General features: G+C 71.0%; 16 protein-coding genes and 1 pseudogene. 12 read left to right on the top strand and 5 right to left on the bottom strand.

Annotated features, from left to right (window positions below; all coding sequences use genetic code 11):
* Positions 1-1,293, top strand: a complete 1,293-nt coding sequence (locus tag MOV08_RS33785) for a condensation domain-containing protein (RefSeq protein ID WP_275310078.1) — start codon at positions 1-3, stop codon at positions 1,291-1,293.
* A gap of 45 nt (positions 1,294-1,338) precedes the next feature.
* A pseudogene (locus MOV08_RS33790) lies at positions 1,339-1,566 on the top strand (IS5/IS1182 family transposase); the annotation flags it as partial.
* 847 nt (positions 1,567-2,413) lie between these two features.
* Here the strand turns inward: MOV08_RS33790 and MOV08_RS33795 are convergent.
* Complete coding sequence (locus tag MOV08_RS33795) at positions 2,414-2,800, bottom strand: VOC family protein (RefSeq protein WP_039638103.1); 387 nt, start codon at positions 2,798-2,800, stop codon at positions 2,414-2,416.
* A gap of 105 nt (positions 2,801-2,905) precedes the next feature.
* Between MOV08_RS33795 and MOV08_RS33800 the strand changes: the two genes are divergently transcribed.
* Entirely contained in the window at positions 2,906-3,439 is a 534-nt protein-coding gene (locus tag MOV08_RS33800; protein ID WP_039638104.1) for a GNAT family N-acetyltransferase, read from the top strand.
* A gap of 96 nt (positions 3,440-3,535) precedes the next feature.
* On the opposite strand, the gene MOV08_RS33805 is transcribed toward MOV08_RS33800, so the two are convergent.
* Positions 3,536-4,219: a glycerophosphodiester phosphodiesterase gene (locus tag MOV08_RS33805; RefSeq protein ID WP_078875992.1), complete on the bottom strand. Its 684-nt coding sequence runs from the start codon at positions 4,217-4,219 to the stop codon at positions 3,536-3,538.
* An 859-nt stretch (positions 4,220-5,078) separates the two neighbouring features.
* Between MOV08_RS33805 and MOV08_RS33810 the strand changes: the two genes are divergently transcribed.
* The 4 genes from MOV08_RS33810 (at position 5,079) to MOV08_RS33825 (ending at position 9,660) form a co-directional block, all read left to right on the top strand.
* Positions 5,079-6,476, top strand: a complete 1,398-nt coding sequence (locus MOV08_RS33810; RefSeq protein ID WP_275310080.1) for a DUF6421 family protein — start codon at positions 5,079-5,081, stop codon at positions 6,474-6,476.
* A gap of 29 nt (positions 6,477-6,505) precedes the next feature.
* The gene (locus tag MOV08_RS33815; protein WP_039642129.1) at positions 6,506-7,333 is read left to right on the top strand and encodes an SDR family NAD(P)-dependent oxidoreductase; all 828 of its coding nucleotides are present in this window, start codon (positions 6,506-6,508) and stop codon (positions 7,331-7,333) included.
* Positions 7,330-8,400 (top strand): threonine aldolase family protein, encoded by a 1,071-nt coding sequence (locus MOV08_RS33820; RefSeq protein WP_338057428.1) that lies wholly within the window; start codon positions 7,330-7,332, stop codon positions 8,398-8,400. Before MOV08_RS33815 ends, MOV08_RS33820 begins: the two co-directional genes overlap by 4 nt.
* Positions 8,401-8,955: 555 nt before the next feature.
* The gene (locus MOV08_RS33825) at positions 8,956-9,660 is read left to right on the top strand and encodes a B3/B4 domain-containing protein (protein ID WP_275310083.1); all 705 of its coding nucleotides are present in this window, start codon (positions 8,956-8,958) and stop codon (positions 9,658-9,660) included.
* Between the two features lie 10 nt (positions 9,661-9,670).
* Here MOV08_RS33825 and MOV08_RS33830 read toward each other — a convergent pair whose 3' ends face one another.
* Complete coding sequence (locus tag MOV08_RS33830; protein ID WP_039638110.1) at positions 9,671-10,384, bottom strand: lysophospholipid acyltransferase family protein; 714 nt, start codon at positions 10,382-10,384, stop codon at positions 9,671-9,673.
* A 499-nt stretch (positions 10,385-10,883) separates the two neighbouring features.
* Here MOV08_RS33830 and MOV08_RS33835 point away from each other — a divergent pair, with 499 nt between their 5' ends.
* The 4 genes from MOV08_RS33835 (at position 10,884) to MOV08_RS33850 (ending at position 14,065) form a co-directional block, all read left to right on the top strand.
* Positions 10,884-11,216: a TlpA family protein disulfide reductase gene (locus MOV08_RS33835; protein WP_189856532.1), complete on the top strand. Its 333-nt coding sequence runs from the start codon at positions 10,884-10,886 to the stop codon at positions 11,214-11,216.
* A gap of 231 nt (positions 11,217-11,447) precedes the next feature.
* Positions 11,448-11,954, top strand: coding sequence for a flavin reductase family protein (locus MOV08_RS33840; RefSeq protein ID WP_275311985.1), 507 nt, complete (start codon positions 11,448-11,450; stop codon positions 11,952-11,954).
* A 212-nt stretch (positions 11,955-12,166) separates the two neighbouring features.
* Positions 12,167-12,955 carry an electron transfer flavoprotein subunit beta/FixA family protein gene (locus tag MOV08_RS33845; RefSeq protein ID WP_073447283.1) on the top strand — a complete coding sequence of 263 codons (789 nt, stop codon included), beginning with the start codon at positions 12,167-12,169 and terminating at the stop codon, positions 12,953-12,955.
* Positions 12,956-13,102: 147 nt separating this feature from the next.
* On the top strand, positions 13,103-14,065 hold the full coding sequence (locus MOV08_RS33850) for an electron transfer flavoprotein subunit alpha/FixB family protein (protein WP_275310084.1): 963 nt from the start codon (positions 13,103-13,105) through the stop codon (positions 14,063-14,065).
* Positions 14,066-14,172: 107 nt separating this feature from the next.
* On the opposite strand, the gene MOV08_RS33855 is transcribed toward MOV08_RS33850, so the two are convergent.
* Complete coding sequence (locus tag MOV08_RS33855; protein WP_275310087.1) at positions 14,173-14,691, bottom strand: DinB family protein; 519 nt, start codon at positions 14,689-14,691, stop codon at positions 14,173-14,175.
* A gap of 206 nt (positions 14,692-14,897) precedes the next feature.
* On the opposite strand from MOV08_RS33855, the gene MOV08_RS33860 reads away from it, so the two are divergent.
* Positions 14,898-16,181 carry a DUF6986 family protein gene (locus MOV08_RS33860; RefSeq protein ID WP_275310089.1) on the top strand — a complete coding sequence of 428 codons (1,284 nt, stop codon included), beginning with the start codon at positions 14,898-14,900 and terminating at the stop codon, positions 16,179-16,181.
* 51 nt (positions 16,182-16,232) lie between these two features.
* Here the strand turns inward: MOV08_RS33860 and MOV08_RS33865 are convergent, their stop codons facing one another.
* Positions 16,233-17,012, bottom strand: coding sequence for a helix-turn-helix domain-containing protein (locus tag MOV08_RS33865; protein ID WP_275310090.1), 780 nt, complete (start codon positions 17,010-17,012; stop codon positions 16,233-16,235).
* Positions 17,013-17,781: the final 769 nt, after the last annotated feature.

Here is a 17,781-nt window from a genome sequence, read left to right on the forward strand (position 1 = left end):
ATGACCGAACAACTGGCGCTGACCTCCGCCCAGACCGGTGTATGGGTCGCACAGCAACTGAACCCCGACGACCGTTGCTTCACCTTTGCCGAATACTGCGACATCGCCGGCCCGGTCGACCCGGCACTCTTCGCCGAGACACTCCGCGAAGTGGCCGCCGCCACCCCCGCCCTGCGAGCCCGCTTCGACCTCGGCGACGAAGGGCTGGTCCAGTACATCGAGGACACCGTCGAGATCCCGTTCCACCACCTCGACCTCAGTGCCGAGCCGGACCCCCTGGCCGCGGCCCACCGCTGGATGACCGAACACCAGCGGACCACCACCTACGACCTGGTCAAGGGTCCCCTGGCGACCTGGGCCCTGCTCAGGCTCACCCACCGGCGCCACCTCTGGTACCGCTCCCTCCACCACATCGTCCTCGACGGCTTCGGCTACTCGCTCATCGCCTCGCACGCCGCTGACGTCTATACCGCACTGGCGTCCGGCCGGCCGCTCCCGCCCCGCCCGGCCGGCACCCTCCGCCAGGTCGTCGAAGCCGACACCGCCTACCAGCAGTCCGCGGCGTTCCGTGCCGCCGCCGAGTTCTGGCGCACCCGCCTGGCCGGCCAGACCGAGACGGTCAGCCTGACCGACTGGCGTCCCGCACCCACCAACGAATCGCTCCGCGAAACCGCCCGCCTTGGCCCCGCCGACGTCACCGCACTCCGCTCCCTCGCGAGCCGCCTCGACGTCCGGTGGCCCGCCGTCGTCGTCGCCGCGGTCGGCGTACAGCTGCACCGCGCCACCGGCGTCCGCCGGATGGCCGTCGGCCTGCCGGTCGCCGCCCGCACGGACACCGCCCTGCGCCAGATCCCGGCCATGGTCTCCAACACCGTGCCGCTGCGGCTCTCCCTCACCCCCGACCTCGACTTCGCCTCGCTCATCCGACAGGCTGCGGCAGAAGTCACCACGGCCCTCCAGCACCAGCGCTACCCCTTGGAGCGACTGGCCCGGGACCTCCCCCAACTCGCCCGAAACAGGCGTCAATTCGGCCCGGACATCAACCTCATGTCCTTCGCCTACCGGAACAGCTACGCCGGTTCCCCTGCCACCGTCCACACCCTGAACTCAGGCCCGGTCCAGGACCTGACCTTCAACGTCTACAACCGTGGCATGGAAGAGGGGATGCACCTCGCCCTCGACGGCAACGCTGCCCTCTACACTCGCTGGCAACTCGCTGATCACCTCGACGACTTCGTCACTCTGCTCCGCTCGGCTCCGGGCCTGGCCGAGGCAGGGCCGATCGCGCCCTGAACGCAGCCTTTCAGTCCGGCGCGGCCGACACCCGCCTCGTGGCCAGGTCGACCGGCCCTGCCCGGCAACCGCAACGACTGCAAGGCGTGGCAGCTGTCCGGAGCGAAAGCCGCCGTCGGCCACACGACAGTGATCGTCAACGGCGGCCACTGCGGTACTGGGCTGGTCATCCCGCACCGTCGCGAACCCGGCCAGCGCGAACTCCCGGGCTGGCAGGAGGAACACAATCGCTCACACCGCAAAGTCCGTGCCCGCATCGAGTCCGCCTTCGCTGGAAACTTCGCGCAGACGGGCGCCCTGTTCGCGCGCGAATGGCCTTGGAGAGCACAAGGACTTCCTGCAGGGACAGCCACTTGACCTACCCCGTGGTGCGGTTCCTGCGACTGGTGGCACTGCTTGTGCTGTGGGGCGCTTTTCAAGCCGTGGAGGTGAAACACGAGTACGTTGTGAAAGGCGCCCTCGCTCGTTGACAAGGGGGAGGGGTGAGGGTGCGCTATGCGGCGATTTCTTCGGGCGAGCCGGCTTGGGTGCTCTCTTTATGAGGTTGAAAGGCATTCCTCGCCGGCGAGATCGGACATGCCGCCTCGGCCTGTACGCAGAGGGCGAGTGGGTGCTGGTGTGGGATTCGCCTAAGGGTTGTCCCGTAATCCCTGGTGGATCAGCGCACGGCGTCAGATGCGGTGCATCGCAAGGCGGAGGGGCAAGCGGATACCGGGCGTATCCGGATGTTCCGACAACGCGGCGTGGGGGGTACCTCCCGGCGACAGTTGGGGGGAGGGCCGTAGCTGTCGTCGTGCGCCCGCCAGGGATTACGGGACACCCCTTAGGCTTTTCGAGGCGGGGCTAACGGAACCTCGGTGGCGGCCCGTTCAGCCGATGCCGACACGGGATCTGGGCCTCGGTGGAGTTTCGAGGAGCTGTGTGGCACCCAGATACTGCCCCTGGCGGGTCAGCTTCGCGGTCCTTGCCGGGGGAGTGTGCCCGCGATGGAGCATCTCTGCGGGGAAAGCGGCCCCATTCGCACACGATTGGCTGTAATGGCTGCGCAGCGCCCCGGCAAGGGCGGCAACTTCGAAGAGCCTATGGAATGTGCCCCGAGGTCCCGTTAGGCTGCGTTTTGTCAGGGTCGGTATCGGAGTGGATGGTCCGCTGGGACTTCCACGATTACAACTTTGTGCCCGTCCGGGTCGGCGATCCACATCTCGATCAACCCCCACGGCTCGCGCACCGGCGGCCGCAGCACCGCCACCCCGCGCCCCACCAGCTCCTCGTGCGCCCGTGCCGCGTCGTCCACCTGGAGCCACAACTGGAGGGTCGGCGTCGGGGCGTCCGTGGCTCGCCCGGAGACCTCCAGGAAGCCGCCGCCGAGGAAGTACACCGTGCCGCGCTCCGGACCGGTGCCGAACTCCCGGTAGATCGCCAGCCCCAGCGCCTCGCCGTAGAACTTCCGCGACCGCTCCGGATCGGCCGGCCGCACCAGAATCCTGCTGCTCAGTACCTGCACCATGGCTGGACCCTACGCCGCAGGGACCGTCCGGCCCTGCCGTCGGCCGGCGCGTCTTGTTAGCCTCGATCTTTCCGCCATCGCCACGGCCGAGAGGACCCCGCTCCCATGCCCACCACCTCGCTGACCTTCCGCAACGCCACCGAGGCCGACGTCCCCGCGCTCGTCGCGCTCGTGGAGTCGGCCTACCGCGGGGACGCCAGCCGGGCCGGGTGGACGACCGAGGCCGATCTGCTGGACGGCCAGCGCACCGACCCGGACGGCGTCGCCGAGGTGGTGCGCAACGAGAGCGGCCGGCTGCTGGTCGCCGAGCGGGACGGCGAGCTGATCGCCTGCTGCCAGCTGGAGCACCGCGGCGACCACGCCTACTTCGGGATGTTCGCGGTCCGCCCGGACCTCCAGGGCGCCGGCCTGGGCAAGGTGATCATGGCCGAGGCCGAGCGCACCGCACTGACCGCCTGGGGCACCCCGGAGATGCGGATGACCGTCATCCGGCAGCGCGAGGAACTCATCGCCTGGTACGAGCGCCGGGGCTACCGCCGCACCGGCCGGTTCAGCCCGTTCCCGTACGGCGACGAGCGGTTCGGCATACCGCAGCGCGCCGACCTGGAATTCGAGCTGCTGGTCAAGCCGCTGGGCTGACCACCGCCCCGACCGCGGCCCCGACCGCGGCCCCGACCGGACGGACCGGGCGGCCCGTAACGCGCCGTCCGGCCGCCCGCCCGCGTACCGCGCCGGCTACGCCGTGAAGCGCACCGCCCGCCGGATCTCCGGCTGGTCGGTCACCACCCCGTCCAGCCCCAGCCCGCGCGCCAGCCGCAGCTGGTCATGGGTGTTCACCGTCCAGCCCAGCACCTTCAACTGCGCGGCGTGCGCCCGCTCGACCAGATCGAGGGTGAGCCGCCGGATGTCCAGCGACACCAACTCCGCACCCACCGCCGTGGCGCGGTCCACGACATCGGCGCCGTACCGCTCGGCGACCAGCCCGGTGCGCACCCCCGGCAGCAGCGTGCGGATCGCCGCCAGCGCCTCGTCGTGGAACGAGATGATCTCCACCCGGTCGGTCAGATCGCGCGACCGCACCACCTCGGCCAGCGCCTGCGCCGCCGCCACGTCCTTGATCTCCGCCTGGAGCGGCAGCCGCACCGTGTCCACCACCTGCTCGAACACCGGGATCCGCTCGCCCCGCCCGGCGTCCAGCTCCCGCAGCTCGGCGAGGGTGCGATCGGCGATCGCACCGGTGCCGTCGGTGGTCCGGTCGACGTCCGGATCGTGCATCACCACCAGTGCACCGTCCTTGCTCAGGTGCAGGTCCAGTTCGATGACGTCGACGCCCTCGCGTTCGGCGCGTACGAAGGAGCGCAGGGTGTTCTCCGGCTCCACACCCATCATTCCGCGGTGCCCGATGGTGAGAAAGGACAAGGCTGCCTCGCTTTGTGTCGGCTCGGTTGCGGTCGGCTCCGTGCACATGTCGCCGCCGGCGCACTGCCGCCCGAAATGGCGCACAGCCTAATCCGCTGACGAGCGGCAGCGACGTAGGGACAAGTGCCCTCTAGCCCGTACGAGTGCCCCCGTGCCGCGCCGTCTACGCCCCGCCGGCCGTCCGGGCCGTGCCATCCGCGCCAGATCCGCCGGCATCGCCCCGGCACCTTCCTCCCGGGCCCGGGCGGGGCGCCGCTCCACCCGCCCCTCCTGCGTCTGACGACAGGTCATATCACCGCCTGAAAGTGCGAGTCAGCCGCGCCGACAGGGCGAACGGCCCTTCCGCCAAGGCAAGTTGACATGACGGCAGGCATTGAGCCGGCGACAGGCGCTGGGCTCGGGCGCCCTCGTCATGCGCTGCGCCGGACCGGACGAGGTCGCCCGGCTGCGCCCCGCCCGTGACGCCGCGCGCCGCTCACGCCGTCGGTCTGCGCGGCCGGCGCAGACGAGAGGTGATGTGCCTGATCCGGATGGGCACCGTGCCCCAGGAAGTCTGCCCGGGGGTCATCCGGCAACGGGGTGAGCAGGTCATCCCGCACTTCACCGGGCCCGGTCCGGCCCGGCGCCCGCCACCCGCCCGGACGCTCTGTGATCCCCACTTCTACCCCCGTCCGTGCCGGAGAAAACGCGGAATCCCTCGCCATGAAGGGCAGGAAGTGAGGTCGAACCCGTACCCCACAGGAAGAACAGTCGTGACCATGGGGTGTCCGCAGAATATTTTTCGCCGACCCCACTTGAACGGGCGATCCTTGGCTGGTTACGGTGTCTCCACAGGACGATCTACCGCCGGAGGGCAGTCATGACGGAAATTCTTTCGCCTGTGGGTGTCCGGGGCGGCACCCTGTCCGATGAGTCCGTGGTCGCGCACCCCGCCTGGCCCGTGCTGAAGGACGCCATCGAGAGCATCCGCCCGTGGCAGTCCAAGGACGGTGCGATCGACCTCGCCGCGGACGGCGCGCCCAGTGCCGCGGCCGTGCGCCACGAGGTCGACTGCGCCATAGCGGCCATCCGCGAGCTCGCCCCGCTGCTCCCGCACAACGCGGCCTACCACCAGGCGCTCGTCGAAGACCTGCGCCGCTGGGCCGACGAGGGCTTCGGGATCCCCGACTTCCTCGACTCGCTGCTCGCCTTCCAGCCCGCCCAGCAGCGCGCCGACGGCCTCCAGCACCTCGTCGTCTTCCCCATGTACACCCAGAACGGCAACCCGAACCGCAACTTCGAGGCCGTCGTACTGCGCATGGTCTGGCCTGACTGGCTCGCCGAGCTGGAGCGCACCCGCTACGACAACCCCCTGTTCTGCGGGATCACCTTCGAGGACTTCACCGCCGGCTACGACACCAACTCCGCCGTCCTCTTCCCCGAGACCATCGCGGTCCGCCAGGCCCCCGAGCGGTTCAGCTGGGGCGGCATCTTCTGCGACCGCGAGGCCGCCCGCTTCCGCCGGGTCAGCGAGGCCGCCGTGGAGATCCTCGGCGTCGAACTCCCCGCGGACGTCGCGGCCATGCTCGACGACCAGCAGCGCTGCCAGCAGGCGTTCGTCCTCTGGGACATGATCCACGACCGCACCCACAGCCATGGCGACCTGCCGTTCGACCCGTTCATGATCAAGCAGCGGCAGCCGTTCTGGATGTACGGCCTGGAGGAGCTGCGCTGCGACCTCACCGCCTTCAAGGAGGCCGTGAAGCTGGAGGCCGAGGGCTACCCGCAGGCCCGGGACGTGCAGTTCGCGGTGATCTTCGACCGGATGTTCCGCTTCCCGGTCACCGGCGACCGGGTGCGCAATTATGACGGCCTCGGCGGCCAGCTGCTCTTCGCCTACCTCCACAAGCACGACGTCGTACGCTGGACGGACAACACACTGCACATCGACTGGGAGCGGGCGCCCAAGGTCACCAACCAGCTCTGCGGTGAGATCGAGCAGCTCTACCGCGACGGCATCGACCGGCCCAAGCTGGTCCACTGGTTCGCCGCCTACGGCCTCGTCTCGACCTACCTCGCCCCGCACCCGGGCTCGGTCTGGGCCAAGGGTCCGGACGCCCTCAACCTGGACCAGCCGCCGCGCAAACTCGTGGACGACGTGCTTCCCGACGAGTTCCCGCTGAGCATGTTCTACGAGGCGCTCGCCAAGAAGCTGCGCTCCGTGATCGCCTCGACCAAGGGCATCACCGCCCACAGCGAAGCGCCGGCGGCGGCGTGACGAGCGTGCGGACCGAGCAGGATCAGAACATGCAGCACAGCGATCGGAACACCCGGCCGACGGCCGTCCAGGGGCAGGACGAGGAGGCGACGGAGATGGTTACTTCGACGGGCGGCCAGGGGCCGCTGGAGGGTGCGGTCATCGCGGTGGCCGGAGCGGCCGGCCCGGCGGGCCGCGCCACCCTGCTGCGGCTGGCCGAGGCCGGGGCGGTGGTGGTCGGCTCGGACGCCAACCCCGAGCGGCTGGCCGAGGCCGTCGACGCGGCCCGCTACGCCCACGGCGGCGCCACGGTCATCGGCGAGACCGTCGACCTCCTCGACCTCGACCAGACCCGCGAATGGGCGGCCCGTACGGAGAAGGAATTCGGCCGGGTGGACGGCGTCGTCCACCTCGTCGGCGGCTGGCGCGGCTGCTCGACGTTCACCGAGACCGACCTGGCGGACTGGGACACCCTGCACAAGCTGCTGATCCGCACCGTCCAGCACACCTCCCTCGCCTTCAGCGAGGCGCTCGAACGCAGCGGCAACGGCCGCTACGTGCTGATCAGCGCGGCCGGCGCCAGCAAGCCCACCGCGGGCAACGCCGCCTACGCCGCGTCCAAGGCGGCCGCCGAGGCGTGGACCCTCGCCATGGCCGACGGCTTCCGCAAGGCGGGGGGCGAGGGCGGACCGCGCGCCGCGGCTGCCATCCTGATCGTGAAGGCGCTCGTCAACGACCAGATGCGCGCCGAGCGACCGAACGCCAAGTTCGCGGGCTTCACCGACGTCACGGAGCTGGCCGAGGCCATCGCCGGTGTCTGGGACCGGCCCGCCCAGGAAGTGAATGGACAGCGTCTGTGGCTGACCCCCAAGCCGTGAACCGGGCGAAGACCGACGCCCGGCAGCACCACGACCCGCAGATACGCGGCTTCGCCAGCGACAACTACGCCGGTGCGCACCCCGAGGTGCTCGCCGCGCTCGCCCTCGCCAACGGCGGCCACCAGGTCGCCTACGGCGAGGACGACTACACCGAGCACCTCCAGCGCGTCTTCCGCAGCCACTTCGGGCAGCGCGCCCAGGTGTTCCCGGTGTTCAACGGCACCGGCGCCAACGTCGTCGCGCTCCAGGCCGTCACCGACCGCTGGGGCGCGGTGATCGCCGCCGACACCGCGCACATCAACATCGACGAGTGCGGTGCCCCGGAGCGGATCGGCGGCCTCAAGCTGCTCACCGTCCCCACCCCGGACGGCAAGCTCACCCCCGAGCTGATCGACCGCCAGGCGTGGGGCTGGGACGACGAGCACCGCGCCATGCCGCAGGTCGTCTCGATCACCCAGAGCACCGAACTCGGCACCGTCTACACCCCGGACGAGGTCCGCGCCATCTGCGACCACGCCCACGAGCGCAACATGCTCGTCCACCTCGACGGCTCCCGGATAGCCAACGCCGCCGCCACCCTCGACGTCCCCATGCGCGCCTTCACCAACGCCGTGGGCGTCGACATCCTCTCCTTCGGTGGCACCAAGAACGGCGCGGTCTTCGGCGAGGCCGTCGTGGTCCTCAACCCGGACGCGGTCCGCGCCATGAAGCACCTGCGCAAGCTCTCCATGCAACTGGCGTCCAAGATGCGCTTCGTCTCCGTCCAACTGGAGGCGCTGCTGGCCAAGGACCTCTGGCTCCGCAACGCCCGTCAGGCCAACACCATGGCCCAGCGCCTGGCCGCCGGCGTCCGCGAGATCCCCGGCATCGAGATCCTCTACCCCGTCCAGTCCAACGGCGTCTTCGCCCGCCTCCCGCACGAGGTCAGTGAGCGCCTTCAGAAGCGCTTCCGCTTCTACTTCTGGGACGAGCAGGACGGGGTGGTCCGCTGGATGTGCGCCTTCGACACGACGGAGTCCGACGTGGACGCGTTCCTTTCGGCGATCCGCGAGGAGATGGGCCGATAACGGGCTGCTAGCGGCCCGGTTTTTCCCCACGTTGTCGGCTGCCCCGCCGTGTCCGCCTGGCGGCGGGTTGTGCCGGTTCTGCTGGGCGGGTGGGTCCGCTGCGCGGGGCGTTTCGGGTGCGGTGCGGATCCGCTGCGCGGGGCTGTTGGGTGCGGTGCCGGGTCTGCGGGGCAGGGGTTGTCCGGACTGCTGCGCTTTACGTCCGGTCAACCCCTGCCCCGCAGACCCGTCCCCTCCCGTGGGTGGTCATGGAAAGGGTTGGTGGGGGTGTATGCCCGGTGGTCCGCTGCGGGTTCGTCGCTGAGTGGTGACCGTCACCGGACCACCCGGCATCGATGCCCGCGTGCCTGTCTTTCCCACCCGTCACCGCACCCAACAGCCCCGCGCAGCGGACAACGCAACACGGTGGAGGCCGACAACGTGGGAGGCAGTCCAATACGCTGGACCTAGGGGTACCGTTTGCTGAACTGTCCGTCGGTGTGCTCCAATGCCGGGGGAGGTCGTCGCTCGGCCTCGACTTTGGTGGATGTTCCCGAGAGCTCCGAGGTACGGCCCATGATCCGCACCCTGCACGTCGCCGACGAGGTGCGTGCCCTCGCGCCCGGTTTCGGCTATCTCGCCGTGGAGGCGCACGGCCTGACCAACGGGCCCAGCGACGAGTTCAGTTCGGCGCTGCTGGACGAGGCCGCCCGGCGGCTCGTCGCGCGGCTCGACGGCCGGGCGCCGCAGGACGATCCGCACATCGCCGCCTGGCGCGCCGCGTACACCGCGTTCGGCTGCAAGCCCTCCCGTACGCGCAATTCCGCCGAGGCGCTCGCCAAGCGCGCCCTCGCCGACGGCGGGCTGCCGCGGATCAACCGGCTGGTCGACGTCTACAACGCGATCAGCGTCGCGCATCTGATCCCGGTCGGCGGTGAGGACCTGGACCGCATCCAGGGGGAGATGCGGCTCGTCCGGGCCACCGGCGAGGAGCCGTTCGCCACCGCCGCCGGCGGGGCGGAGGTGGTGGAGCACCCCGAGGCGGGCGAGGTGGTCTGGTGCGACGACGAGGGCGTGACCTGTCGGCGCTGGAACTGGCGGCAGGGCGTGCGCACCCGGCTCACCGAGGAGTCGGTCGACGCGCTCTTCCTGCTGGAGCGGATGGCGCCGATGACGTGGGACGAGCTGCGGACCGCGGGCACCGAGCTCGCCGAGGCGCTGGAGAAGGCGTGCCCGGGTGCCCGCGTCGAGGTGGGAGAGGTCTGGGCGCAGGAATCCTGAGCCCGGGAGACTATGCGCGGCCGCCGGGGGCCGGGGCCGTGCCGCCGAGGTGGGCCGGGATCCACCAGGTGTCCTCGGCGTCCCGGGGGCGTACGGGGTAGGCGCGCTGGGCGGCCTCCAGCAGGTCCTGGACGCGGGCCCGCAGCCGGTCGGTGATCTTCTCGGCCTGCTCGGCCGGGTCGGCCTCGACCGGCTCGCCCACCCGGATCGTTATCGGGAAGTGCTGGCGGCCCAACTGGCGCTTGTGGCCCTTGGTCCACAGCCGCTGGGTGCCCCACAGCGCCATTGGGAGCAGCGGGACGCCGGCCTCCTGGGCCAGCCGTGCCGCGCCCGACTTGAAGTTCTTCAGGGTGAACGACTCGGAGATCGTCGCCTCCGGGAAGACCCCGATGATCTCGCCGGAACGCAGCGCGGAGAGCGCGTGCTTGTAGGCGTGCATGCCCTGCGTCCGGTCCACCGGGATGTGCTTCATGGCCCGCATCAGCGGCCCGGAGACCTTGTGGCGGAAGACCGATTCCTTCGCCATGAAGCGCACCAGGCGCTTGGCCGGGCGCGCCGCCAGCCCGCAGAAGACGAAGTCCAGGTAGCCGATGTGATTGCTCACCAGTACCGCCCCTCCGCGCTGCGGGATGTGCTCGGTGCCGGCGATGTCGAACTTCAAGTCCATCGTCTTGAAGAGCGTGCGGGCGGCGCCGATGACGGGCGGGTAGACGAACTCGGCCATTCCGGGGGACCCCTTCTCTGTGCCTGGGGAGGGTTCTCCCGGCGGAAACCTACGCAGTCGTAACTCTGCGGCTCCGGAGATCGTGCCCGATGTCCGCCCCGGCGGCCAGCGCCCGAGCCCCCCGGAGCGGGAGATTCTCGTCACGTGGGCGGGGAAAACCGCAGGTCTCGGCCGGTTGCCCGCCGCAGGGGAAGGCACCCCTCGCCCTCGGGCAGCAGCCCGGCCACCGGCCCGCCTCCGTGCCCGTGTGTGCGGGGTGTCCGTCCTGCCGGCCCCGCTCGCCGTCGGGTCGATCCGCCGTTGCGCGCGGGCGGAACCCCGTCCGCCGACGTCCGGTGGGCGATCCCGGGAATCTTTGTGGTCGCCTGAACGCTGCACCCTGGGATGACGGGGACGGCAGGGCGCCTCGTGTGCGTCGGTCGCGGTGCTCGTGACGGCGGGTCCGGCGCCCTGGGCCTGCCCTCCGTCACCGCGACGGAGGGACGACGGAGGGACGAAGGTGCGCAAGCGGGACGACGAGGCGCGGCTGGATGCCGCGGGGATCGGCGCGGAGCTGGGGGAGCGGGCGACCCTCGTCCAGTTCTCCAGCGCCTTCTGCCAGCCCTGCCGGGCCACCCGGCGCATCCTCGCCGAGGTCGCCGGGATGGTCGACGGCGTGGCCCATGTGGAGATCGACGCGGAGGACCGGCTGGAGCTGGTGCGGCGCCTTGGCGTCCTCCGCACGCCCACGGTCCTGGTGCTCGACCGGCACGGTGCGATCGTCCGCCGCGCCTCGGGCCAGCCGCGGAAGGCCGACGTCATCGCGGCGTTGGGGGCGGCGGTCAGTGATTGATCTCCCAGATGTCCGGCGGCACTTGACGCTGCGGGGCGCGCCTCGTCAGCCTGACGTGATGCGGCCAGGAATTCCCCTCCTTCTGTACGGACGCGCACACGTCGACCTTCTGCGGACCGCCAGCGCGCGCTGTCCCGGCGCGTGAGCAGCGACGACACCCCTGCCGCCGCCCGCCGTTCGGCCGCCGGCGGCCCCGCCCGGGCTCGTAGCCCACAGCAGAAGGACAACTCCATGACGGCCTCGCCCGATGTCGGCACGCCCCGCACCGCCTCCCCCGAACTTCTGCGTTCCGTCTTCCGTCAGCACGCCGCGGGCGTCGCGGTGATCACCGCGACCGGTTCCGGACCCGTCGGCTTCACCGCCACCTCCCTCACCTCGGTGGCCGCCGAGCCCCCGCTGCTCTCCTTCGGCATAGGCACCGGCGCCTCCAGTTGGCCGACCGTCTCCGAGGCCGAGCACATAGGCGTCCACATCCTCGGCGAGCACCAGCAGGAGCTGGCCGCCACGTTCGCCCGCAGCGGCGCCGACCGGTTCGGCCCGGCCACCTCCTGGCGCACCGGTCCCGAGGGCGTGCCCCTGTTGGACGGTGTGCTGGCCTGGTTGGTGTGCAGGGTCGTGGCCCGGATCCCGGCCGGCGACCACCGGATCGTGCTCGCCCAGCCGGTCGTCGGCGACCCCGCGGGGCCGGGCCGGCCGCTCCTCTACCACCAGGGCCGCTTCAACGCGTTGCGCGACTGACGGGTTCCTCCGGACCTGCTTCGTCGCCCGGTCGGGGCCGTTGGGAAGGTCACATTTCGACGGCCTTGATTCGGGGCGACAGAGTGTATGTACTGGCGAGTAATATGACGGTCGGCGCGGGGATCCGTATCCGACCGGGAGCCGCCCCGTGAGGCGCCTATGCTGCCAGCACAAGGCAGTTCTGAAGAGACGAAGCAGGTAGGAGAGCCGGCGTGAGCTTGAGGATCGTTGTCTGTGTGAAGTACGTGCCCGACGCCACCGGCGACCGGCACTTCGCCGAGGACCTGACCGTCGACCGGGACGACGTGGACGGTCTCCTCTCGGAGCTCGACGAGTACGCCGTCGAGCAGGCCCTGCAGATCAAGGAAGCCAACGACGGCGAGGCCGAGATCACGGTCCTGACCGTCGGTCCCGAGGACGCCACCGACGCGCTGCGCAAGGCGCTGTCGATGGGTGCCGACAAGGCCGTCCACGTCGAGGACGACGACCTGCACGGCACCGACGCGCTCGGCACCTCGCTCGTGCTCGCCAAGGCCATCGAGAAGACCGGCTACGACGTCGTGGTCTGCGGTATGGCCTCCACCGACGGCACCATGGGCGTGCTGCCCGCGCTGCTCGCCGAGCGGCTCGGCGTCCCGCAGGTGACCCAGCTCTCCCAGGTCGCCGTCGCCGACGGCAAGGTCACCGGCCGCCGGGACGGCGACACCGCCAGCGAGCAGCTGGAGGCCGCGCTGCCGGCCGTCGTCTCCGTCACCGACCAGTCGGGCGAGGCGCGTTACCCCTCCTTCAAGGGCATCATGGCGGCGAAGAAGAAGCCGCTGGAGACCCTGGACCTGGACGACCTGGACATCGAGGCGGACGAGGTCGGCCTGGAGGGCGCCTGGACCAAGGTCGAGTCGGCCGACGAGCGCCCGGCCCGCACCAAGGGCACGATCGTCACGGACGAGGGCGAGGGCGCCAAGCAGCTCGCCGAGTTCCTCGCGGGCCAGAAGTTCATCTAGGCCGCGCGGCCGGGGCCCGGCCCCGGCCCGGTACCGCTTCCGCGGTCGGGGTCGGGCGTCATCTCCCGCCTCCCCGCCCGCAATTGACGGTCCGTCGGAACCATCCGTCCTCCCTTCGCCCGCACTCTTCCTGCAGGAGCAATTCCCATGGCTGAAGTCCTTGTCTACGTCGACCACGTGGACGGCGCCGTCCGCAAGCCCACCCTCGAACTGCTCACCCTCGCCCGCCGCATCGGCGAGCCGGTGGCCGTGCACCTCGGTGCCGGCGTGGACACCGCCGCCCCCGTGCTCGCCGAGCACGGCGCGGTGAAGGTCCTCACCGCCGACGCCCCGGAGTTCGCCGACTACCTCGTCGCCCCCAAGGTCGACGCCCTCCAGGCCGCCTACGACGCGGTCTCGCCGGCCGCCGTCCTGCTGCCGTCCTCCGCCGAGGGCAAGGAGATCGGCGCCCGCCTGGCCGTCCGCATCGGCTCCGGCATCATCACCGACGCCGTGGACGTCGAGGCCGGCGACGAGGGCCCGGTGGCCACCCAGTCGGTCTTCGCGGCCTCGTACACCACCAAGTCGCGGATCACCAAGGGCACCCCGGTCATCACCGTCAAGCCCAACTCCGCCGCCCCGGAGGCCGCCCCGGCCGCCGGCGCGGTCGAGCAGCTCGCGGTGACCGTCGCCGACGCCTCCAAGGGCACCAAGATCGTCTCGCGCACCCCGCGCGAGTCGACCGGCCGTCCGGAGCTGACCGAGGCCGCGATCGTGGTCTCCGGTGGTCGCGGCGTCAACGGCGCCGAGAACTTCCCGGTCATCGAGGCGCTCGCCGACTCGCTCGGCGCGGCCGTCGGCGCCTCCCGCGCCGCGGTGGACGCCGGCTGGTACCCGCACACCAACCAGGTCGGCCAGACCGGTAAGTCGGTCTCGCCGCAGCTGTACATCGCGGCGGGCATCTCCGGCGCGATCCAGCACCGCGCCGGTATGCAGACCTCGAAGACCATCGTCGCCATCAACAAGGACGCCGAGGCGCCGATCTTCGACCTGGTCGACTACGGCGTGGTCGGCGACCTCTTCGACGTCGTCCCGGCGCTCACCGACGAGGTCAAGTCCCGCAAGGGCTGACCCGACCGGGCCCGCCGAGGCCACCGGCACCGCATGGCCGAAGGCCCCGTACGCACCGGACGTACGGGGCCTTCGGCCGTGCGGCTTCCTTCCGGCCGCTGTCGCGGTCAGTCCCCGGTCTCGCCGTCCAGCGCCTCGCGCAGCAGGTCCGCGTGCCCGTTGTGCCGCGCGTACTCCTCGATCATGTGGACGTACACCCAGCGCAGGTTGAGGGTGCGGCCGCTGGCGGTGGTGAAGGTCTCGTCCAGGCCGCGGCCGGCGGCCACCGCGTCGCAGGCCGCGATCTCCGCGCGGAAGGCGGCGTGCTCCGCCTCGGCCCGGGCCGGGTCGAGGTCGTCGAAGTCGGCGTCCGGGGCGTCGTCGGTGCAGTAGAGGCGGTCGATCCGCTCGCCGGCGAACCGCTGCCGGAACCAGACGCGTTCGACGTAGGTCAGATGACGCACCAGGCCGAGCAGGGTGAGCGGGGACGGCGGGGTGGTGGCCCGGGCGAGCTGTTCGCCGGTGAGGCCCGCGCACTTGCTGAGCAGGGTGCCGCGGTGAAAATCGAGCCAGCCCTGCAACATCGCGCGCTCGCTCGCCGCGGCGGGTATGTCCCGGCGTTCGATCCGGGGTGCGGTCCATGTCATGACGGGGATTGTGGGGTGCGGCGGGCGGGTCGCGCCAGGGAGTTGTCGGGGCGGTCCAGGCCGGTGACCTGGGTCGGCACGGCCGGGAAGGGTGTTGACCTCACCAACCGACAGCATTAGCTTCGCTATGCGGATTGTTGATTCCGTTAGACGGAACTGCTCGGGTCGATGGCGGCAGCGGGCACAAGCAACGGGAGGGTACCGAAATGGGGCAGCAGGAGACCGTGGCGACGAGCCTCGCGGACACCGTACGCGAGGGCATCGGAGCCGCCCTCGCCCAGGTGGACGCCGACCTGGCACGGCGCTACCCGGGCGACCCCGGCACCCGCCAGCCGATCCACACGGTCTATGTCCCCGGCGACGCCTTCGCCGCCGGCACCCTCCGCTCCTGGGGCGACCAGGCGCTGGCCATGCTCGACGAACACGCCCCCGACGCCACCGCCCTCGCGGGCGTCCTCGGCCTCTCCGACGAGCTCGCCGGCCCGGTCTACGAACGGGTCCGCGCCAAGCTGGAGCGCGAGCCCGTCGAGGACCTGCGCATCGACTTCGAGGACGGCTACGGCCTGCGGTCCGACGCCGAGGAGGACGAGACCGCCGCCCGCGCCGCCGCGCTGGTCGCCGCCGCGTACCGGGACGGCACCGCCGCCCCCTACATGGGCATCCGCATGAAGTGCATGGAGGCGGCCGTCCGCGACCGCGGCATCCGCACCCTGGACATCTTCCTCACCGGCCTGATGGAGGCCGGCGGCCTGCCCGACGGCCTGGTCCTCACCCTCCCCAAGGTGACCTACGCCGAGCAGGTCACCGCCATGGTCCGCCTGCTGGAGGCGTTCGAGAAGGCGCGCGGCCTCGCGCCCGGCCGGATCGGCTTCGAGATCCAGATCGAGACCACCCAGGCCATCCTGGGCGGCGACGGCCGCGCCACCGTCGCCCGCATGATCGAGGCCGCCGAGGGCCGCGCCACCTCCCTCCACTACGGCACCTTCGACTACAGCGCCTCCTGCGGCGTCAGCGCCGCCTACCAGGCCAGCGACCACCCCGCCGCCGACCACGCCAAGGCCGTCATGCAGGTCGCCGCCGCCGGCACCGGCGTCCGCCTCTCGGACGGCTCCACCAACGTCCTGCCGGTCGGCCCCACCGCCCAGGTCCACGAAGCCTGGAAGCTGCACCACGGCCTCACCCGCCGTGCCCTGGCCCGCGCCTACTACCAGGGCTGGGACATGCACCCGGGCCACCTCCCGACCCGCTACGCCGCCGTCTACGCCTTCTACCGCGAGGGCCTGGAGAAGGCCGCAGCCCGGCTCGCCGCCTACGTCGCCAAGGCCGGCGGCGACGTCATGGACGAACCCGCCACCGCCAAGGCCCTCAGCGCCTACCTCCTCCGCGGCCTCGACTGCGGCGCCGTCGACACCGCCGAGGTCGCCCGCCTCACCGGCCTCACCCGCACCGACCTCGACGGGCTGGCGGGGCGGGGGGTGATGTCGGCCTGAACCCCTCGTCTCCGTCCCACGCGCCTTCGGGAACGCGGGACGGGGACGTCGTCACTCCGGAGGCTTGCTGTACCGCTCCAGCGTGGCCTTGCTGGTGGAGCGGTCCATCAGGCGCAGCTCCCACGGCCCGGTGTTCACGTCGAAGTCCTTGCCGAAGCCGACCCACTTGCCGGCCATCCGGCGGCCGGTCGGCTCGACCAGCATCTGAAGTGCGCCGTGGTAGCGGGCGCCGTTGTAGTAGCCGTCAGCGGCGGTCTGCTCCACCCATGTGCCCGTGACCACGTTCCGGTCCACTGTCAGGTCCAGTGCGAGCGGGCTGTCCGGATTGCCGCTCGCGCCGGGCAGACTCTGGACGGTCAGACGGTTCCCGTGCTGCACGATCACCACGTGGTGCTTGCCCTCGAAGGTGGCGTCCCGGCTGGACGAGTGGAATTCGTACCGACTGAGCCACACGCCTGTGAACATCGCCTCGCTCGACTGCGAGACCTTCTGGGGGCCCGCGGTAGCGGCGGCGACACCTTCCACTCCGGCGTCCATGTCATGCCCTCCTGTTCCGTCTGCGTGGACCCGTGCCATCGGTACCGGCAGGGAGAATCCGAGAGCTTCCACGGGGCGGCCCGTGGACCTTTCCAAAGCCCGTGCGTACACCCCTCGCGGTGTCTTGCTGATGCCGGATTCCCAGCGCTGCACCAGCCGCTTCGACGCCTCGTTCGGCTCCCCTAATTCGTCGCCGGCGCGCCGCAGCGCGGTCGCGAACTCGTCCTGACTCATGCGCAGGCCCATCCGTACGGCCCGCAGCACATCATTCGGCACCGCAGCAGTCGTCGTCATGACGTCCAAGCTAGACCGAACGACCGTCAAATGACACCGGTTTGACGCCCATCGGAGCGTCACGGAGACCTTTCCGAGTGACGCCCCGGCGACGCCCGAAGTGTCGTCGTCACGCCCGTTCGGCAGCGAGAACATCGAACGCGTCAAAGGGGTCGAGGGAGAGGGCGGTACATGACCGAACGCAAGAGGGGAACCCCGGGGAGCGGCGTCGGCGCGGCGGTCCATCTCGCGCTGCCGGCGTCGCAGCCGACTCCTGTCGAAGGCTGTGCCGCCTGCGGCGCCCTCGCAATACAGCGAAAGGCCGCCGCCGAGCAAGGGGACCTGTCCGCGGTGACGGACGCCAACGTACGGCTCCGGAATCACCGCTCCCACTCGGGGAGCCTCCCGTGACCATGACCCTGCGTGTCTCACGCGACTCCGGCAGAACGTGGGAAGCCGCGATCAGCTACCCCGTCAGCACCACCCGAAGGTCACTGCTCCCGGACACCTCCGGCACGTGGCCGCCCTGCAAATGCCCTCGTTGCAAACGAACTTCGGAGGATTCCGTCCCCGTCCGCCCGGTGCGGCGGTGGGCGGGCAGCCCCCGACCGGACAAGGTCCGAACAGGGGAAGGCCGTTCCCCGTCTGAGCTGACGCGCTCAGGTTCACCCCCGGTCCGCCCTTGAGCGGGTGCCGCCCTGGCGGTGAGGGCACCGCTCCGGCGCCAGGGCAAGCCGGAGCAACCGGACTTCCGCCATACGGGACGGGTCCGACGAACGATCACACACCA

The sequence above is a fragment of the Streptomyces yunnanensis genome, assembly GCF_029011865.1.
Lineage (GTDB): Bacteria > Actinomycetota > Actinomycetes > Streptomycetales > Streptomycetaceae > Streptomyces > Streptomyces yunnanensis.

Excerpts from the sequence above, each read along its gene's own strand:
- MOV08_RS33785 (WP_275310078.1), top strand. The coding sequence starts at position 1 with ATGACCGAACAACTGGCGCTGACCTCCGCCCAGACCGGTGTATGGGTC.
- MOV08_RS33815 (WP_039642129.1), top strand. The coding sequence starts at position 6,506 with ATGCAGCACAGCGATCGGAACACCCGGCCGACGGCCGTCCAGGGGCAG.
- MOV08_RS33795 (WP_039638103.1), bottom strand. The coding sequence starts at position 2,800 with ATGGTGCAGGTACTGAGCAGCAGGATTCTGGTGCGGCCGGCCGATCCG.
- MOV08_RS33860 (WP_275310089.1), top strand. The coding sequence starts at position 14,898 with ATGGGGCAGCAGGAGACCGTGGCGACGAGCCTCGCGGACACCGTACGC.
- MOV08_RS33850 (WP_275310084.1), top strand. The coding sequence starts at position 13,103 with ATGGCTGAAGTCCTTGTCTACGTCGACCACGTGGACGGCGCCGTCCGC.
- MOV08_RS33800 (WP_039638104.1), top strand. The coding sequence starts at position 2,906 with ATGCCCACCACCTCGCTGACCTTCCGCAACGCCACCGAGGCCGACGTC.
- MOV08_RS33830 (WP_039638110.1), bottom strand. The coding sequence starts at position 10,384 with ATGGCCGAGTTCGTCTACCCGCCCGTCATCGGCGCCGCCCGCACGCTC.
- MOV08_RS33865 (WP_275310090.1), bottom strand. The coding sequence starts at position 17,012 with ATGACGACGACTGCTGCGGTGCCGAATGATGTGCTGCGGGCCGTACGG.
- MOV08_RS33825 (WP_275310083.1), top strand. The coding sequence starts at position 8,956 with ATGATCCGCACCCTGCACGTCGCCGACGAGGTGCGTGCCCTCGCGCCC.
- MOV08_RS33810 (WP_275310080.1), top strand. The coding sequence starts at position 5,079 with ATGACGGAAATTCTTTCGCCTGTGGGTGTCCGGGGCGGCACCCTGTCC.
- MOV08_RS33855 (WP_275310087.1), bottom strand. The coding sequence starts at position 14,691 with ATGACATGGACCGCACCCCGGATCGAACGCCGGGACATACCCGCCGCG.
- MOV08_RS33840 (WP_275311985.1), top strand. The coding sequence starts at position 11,448 with ATGACGGCCTCGCCCGATGTCGGCACGCCCCGCACCGCCTCCCCCGAA.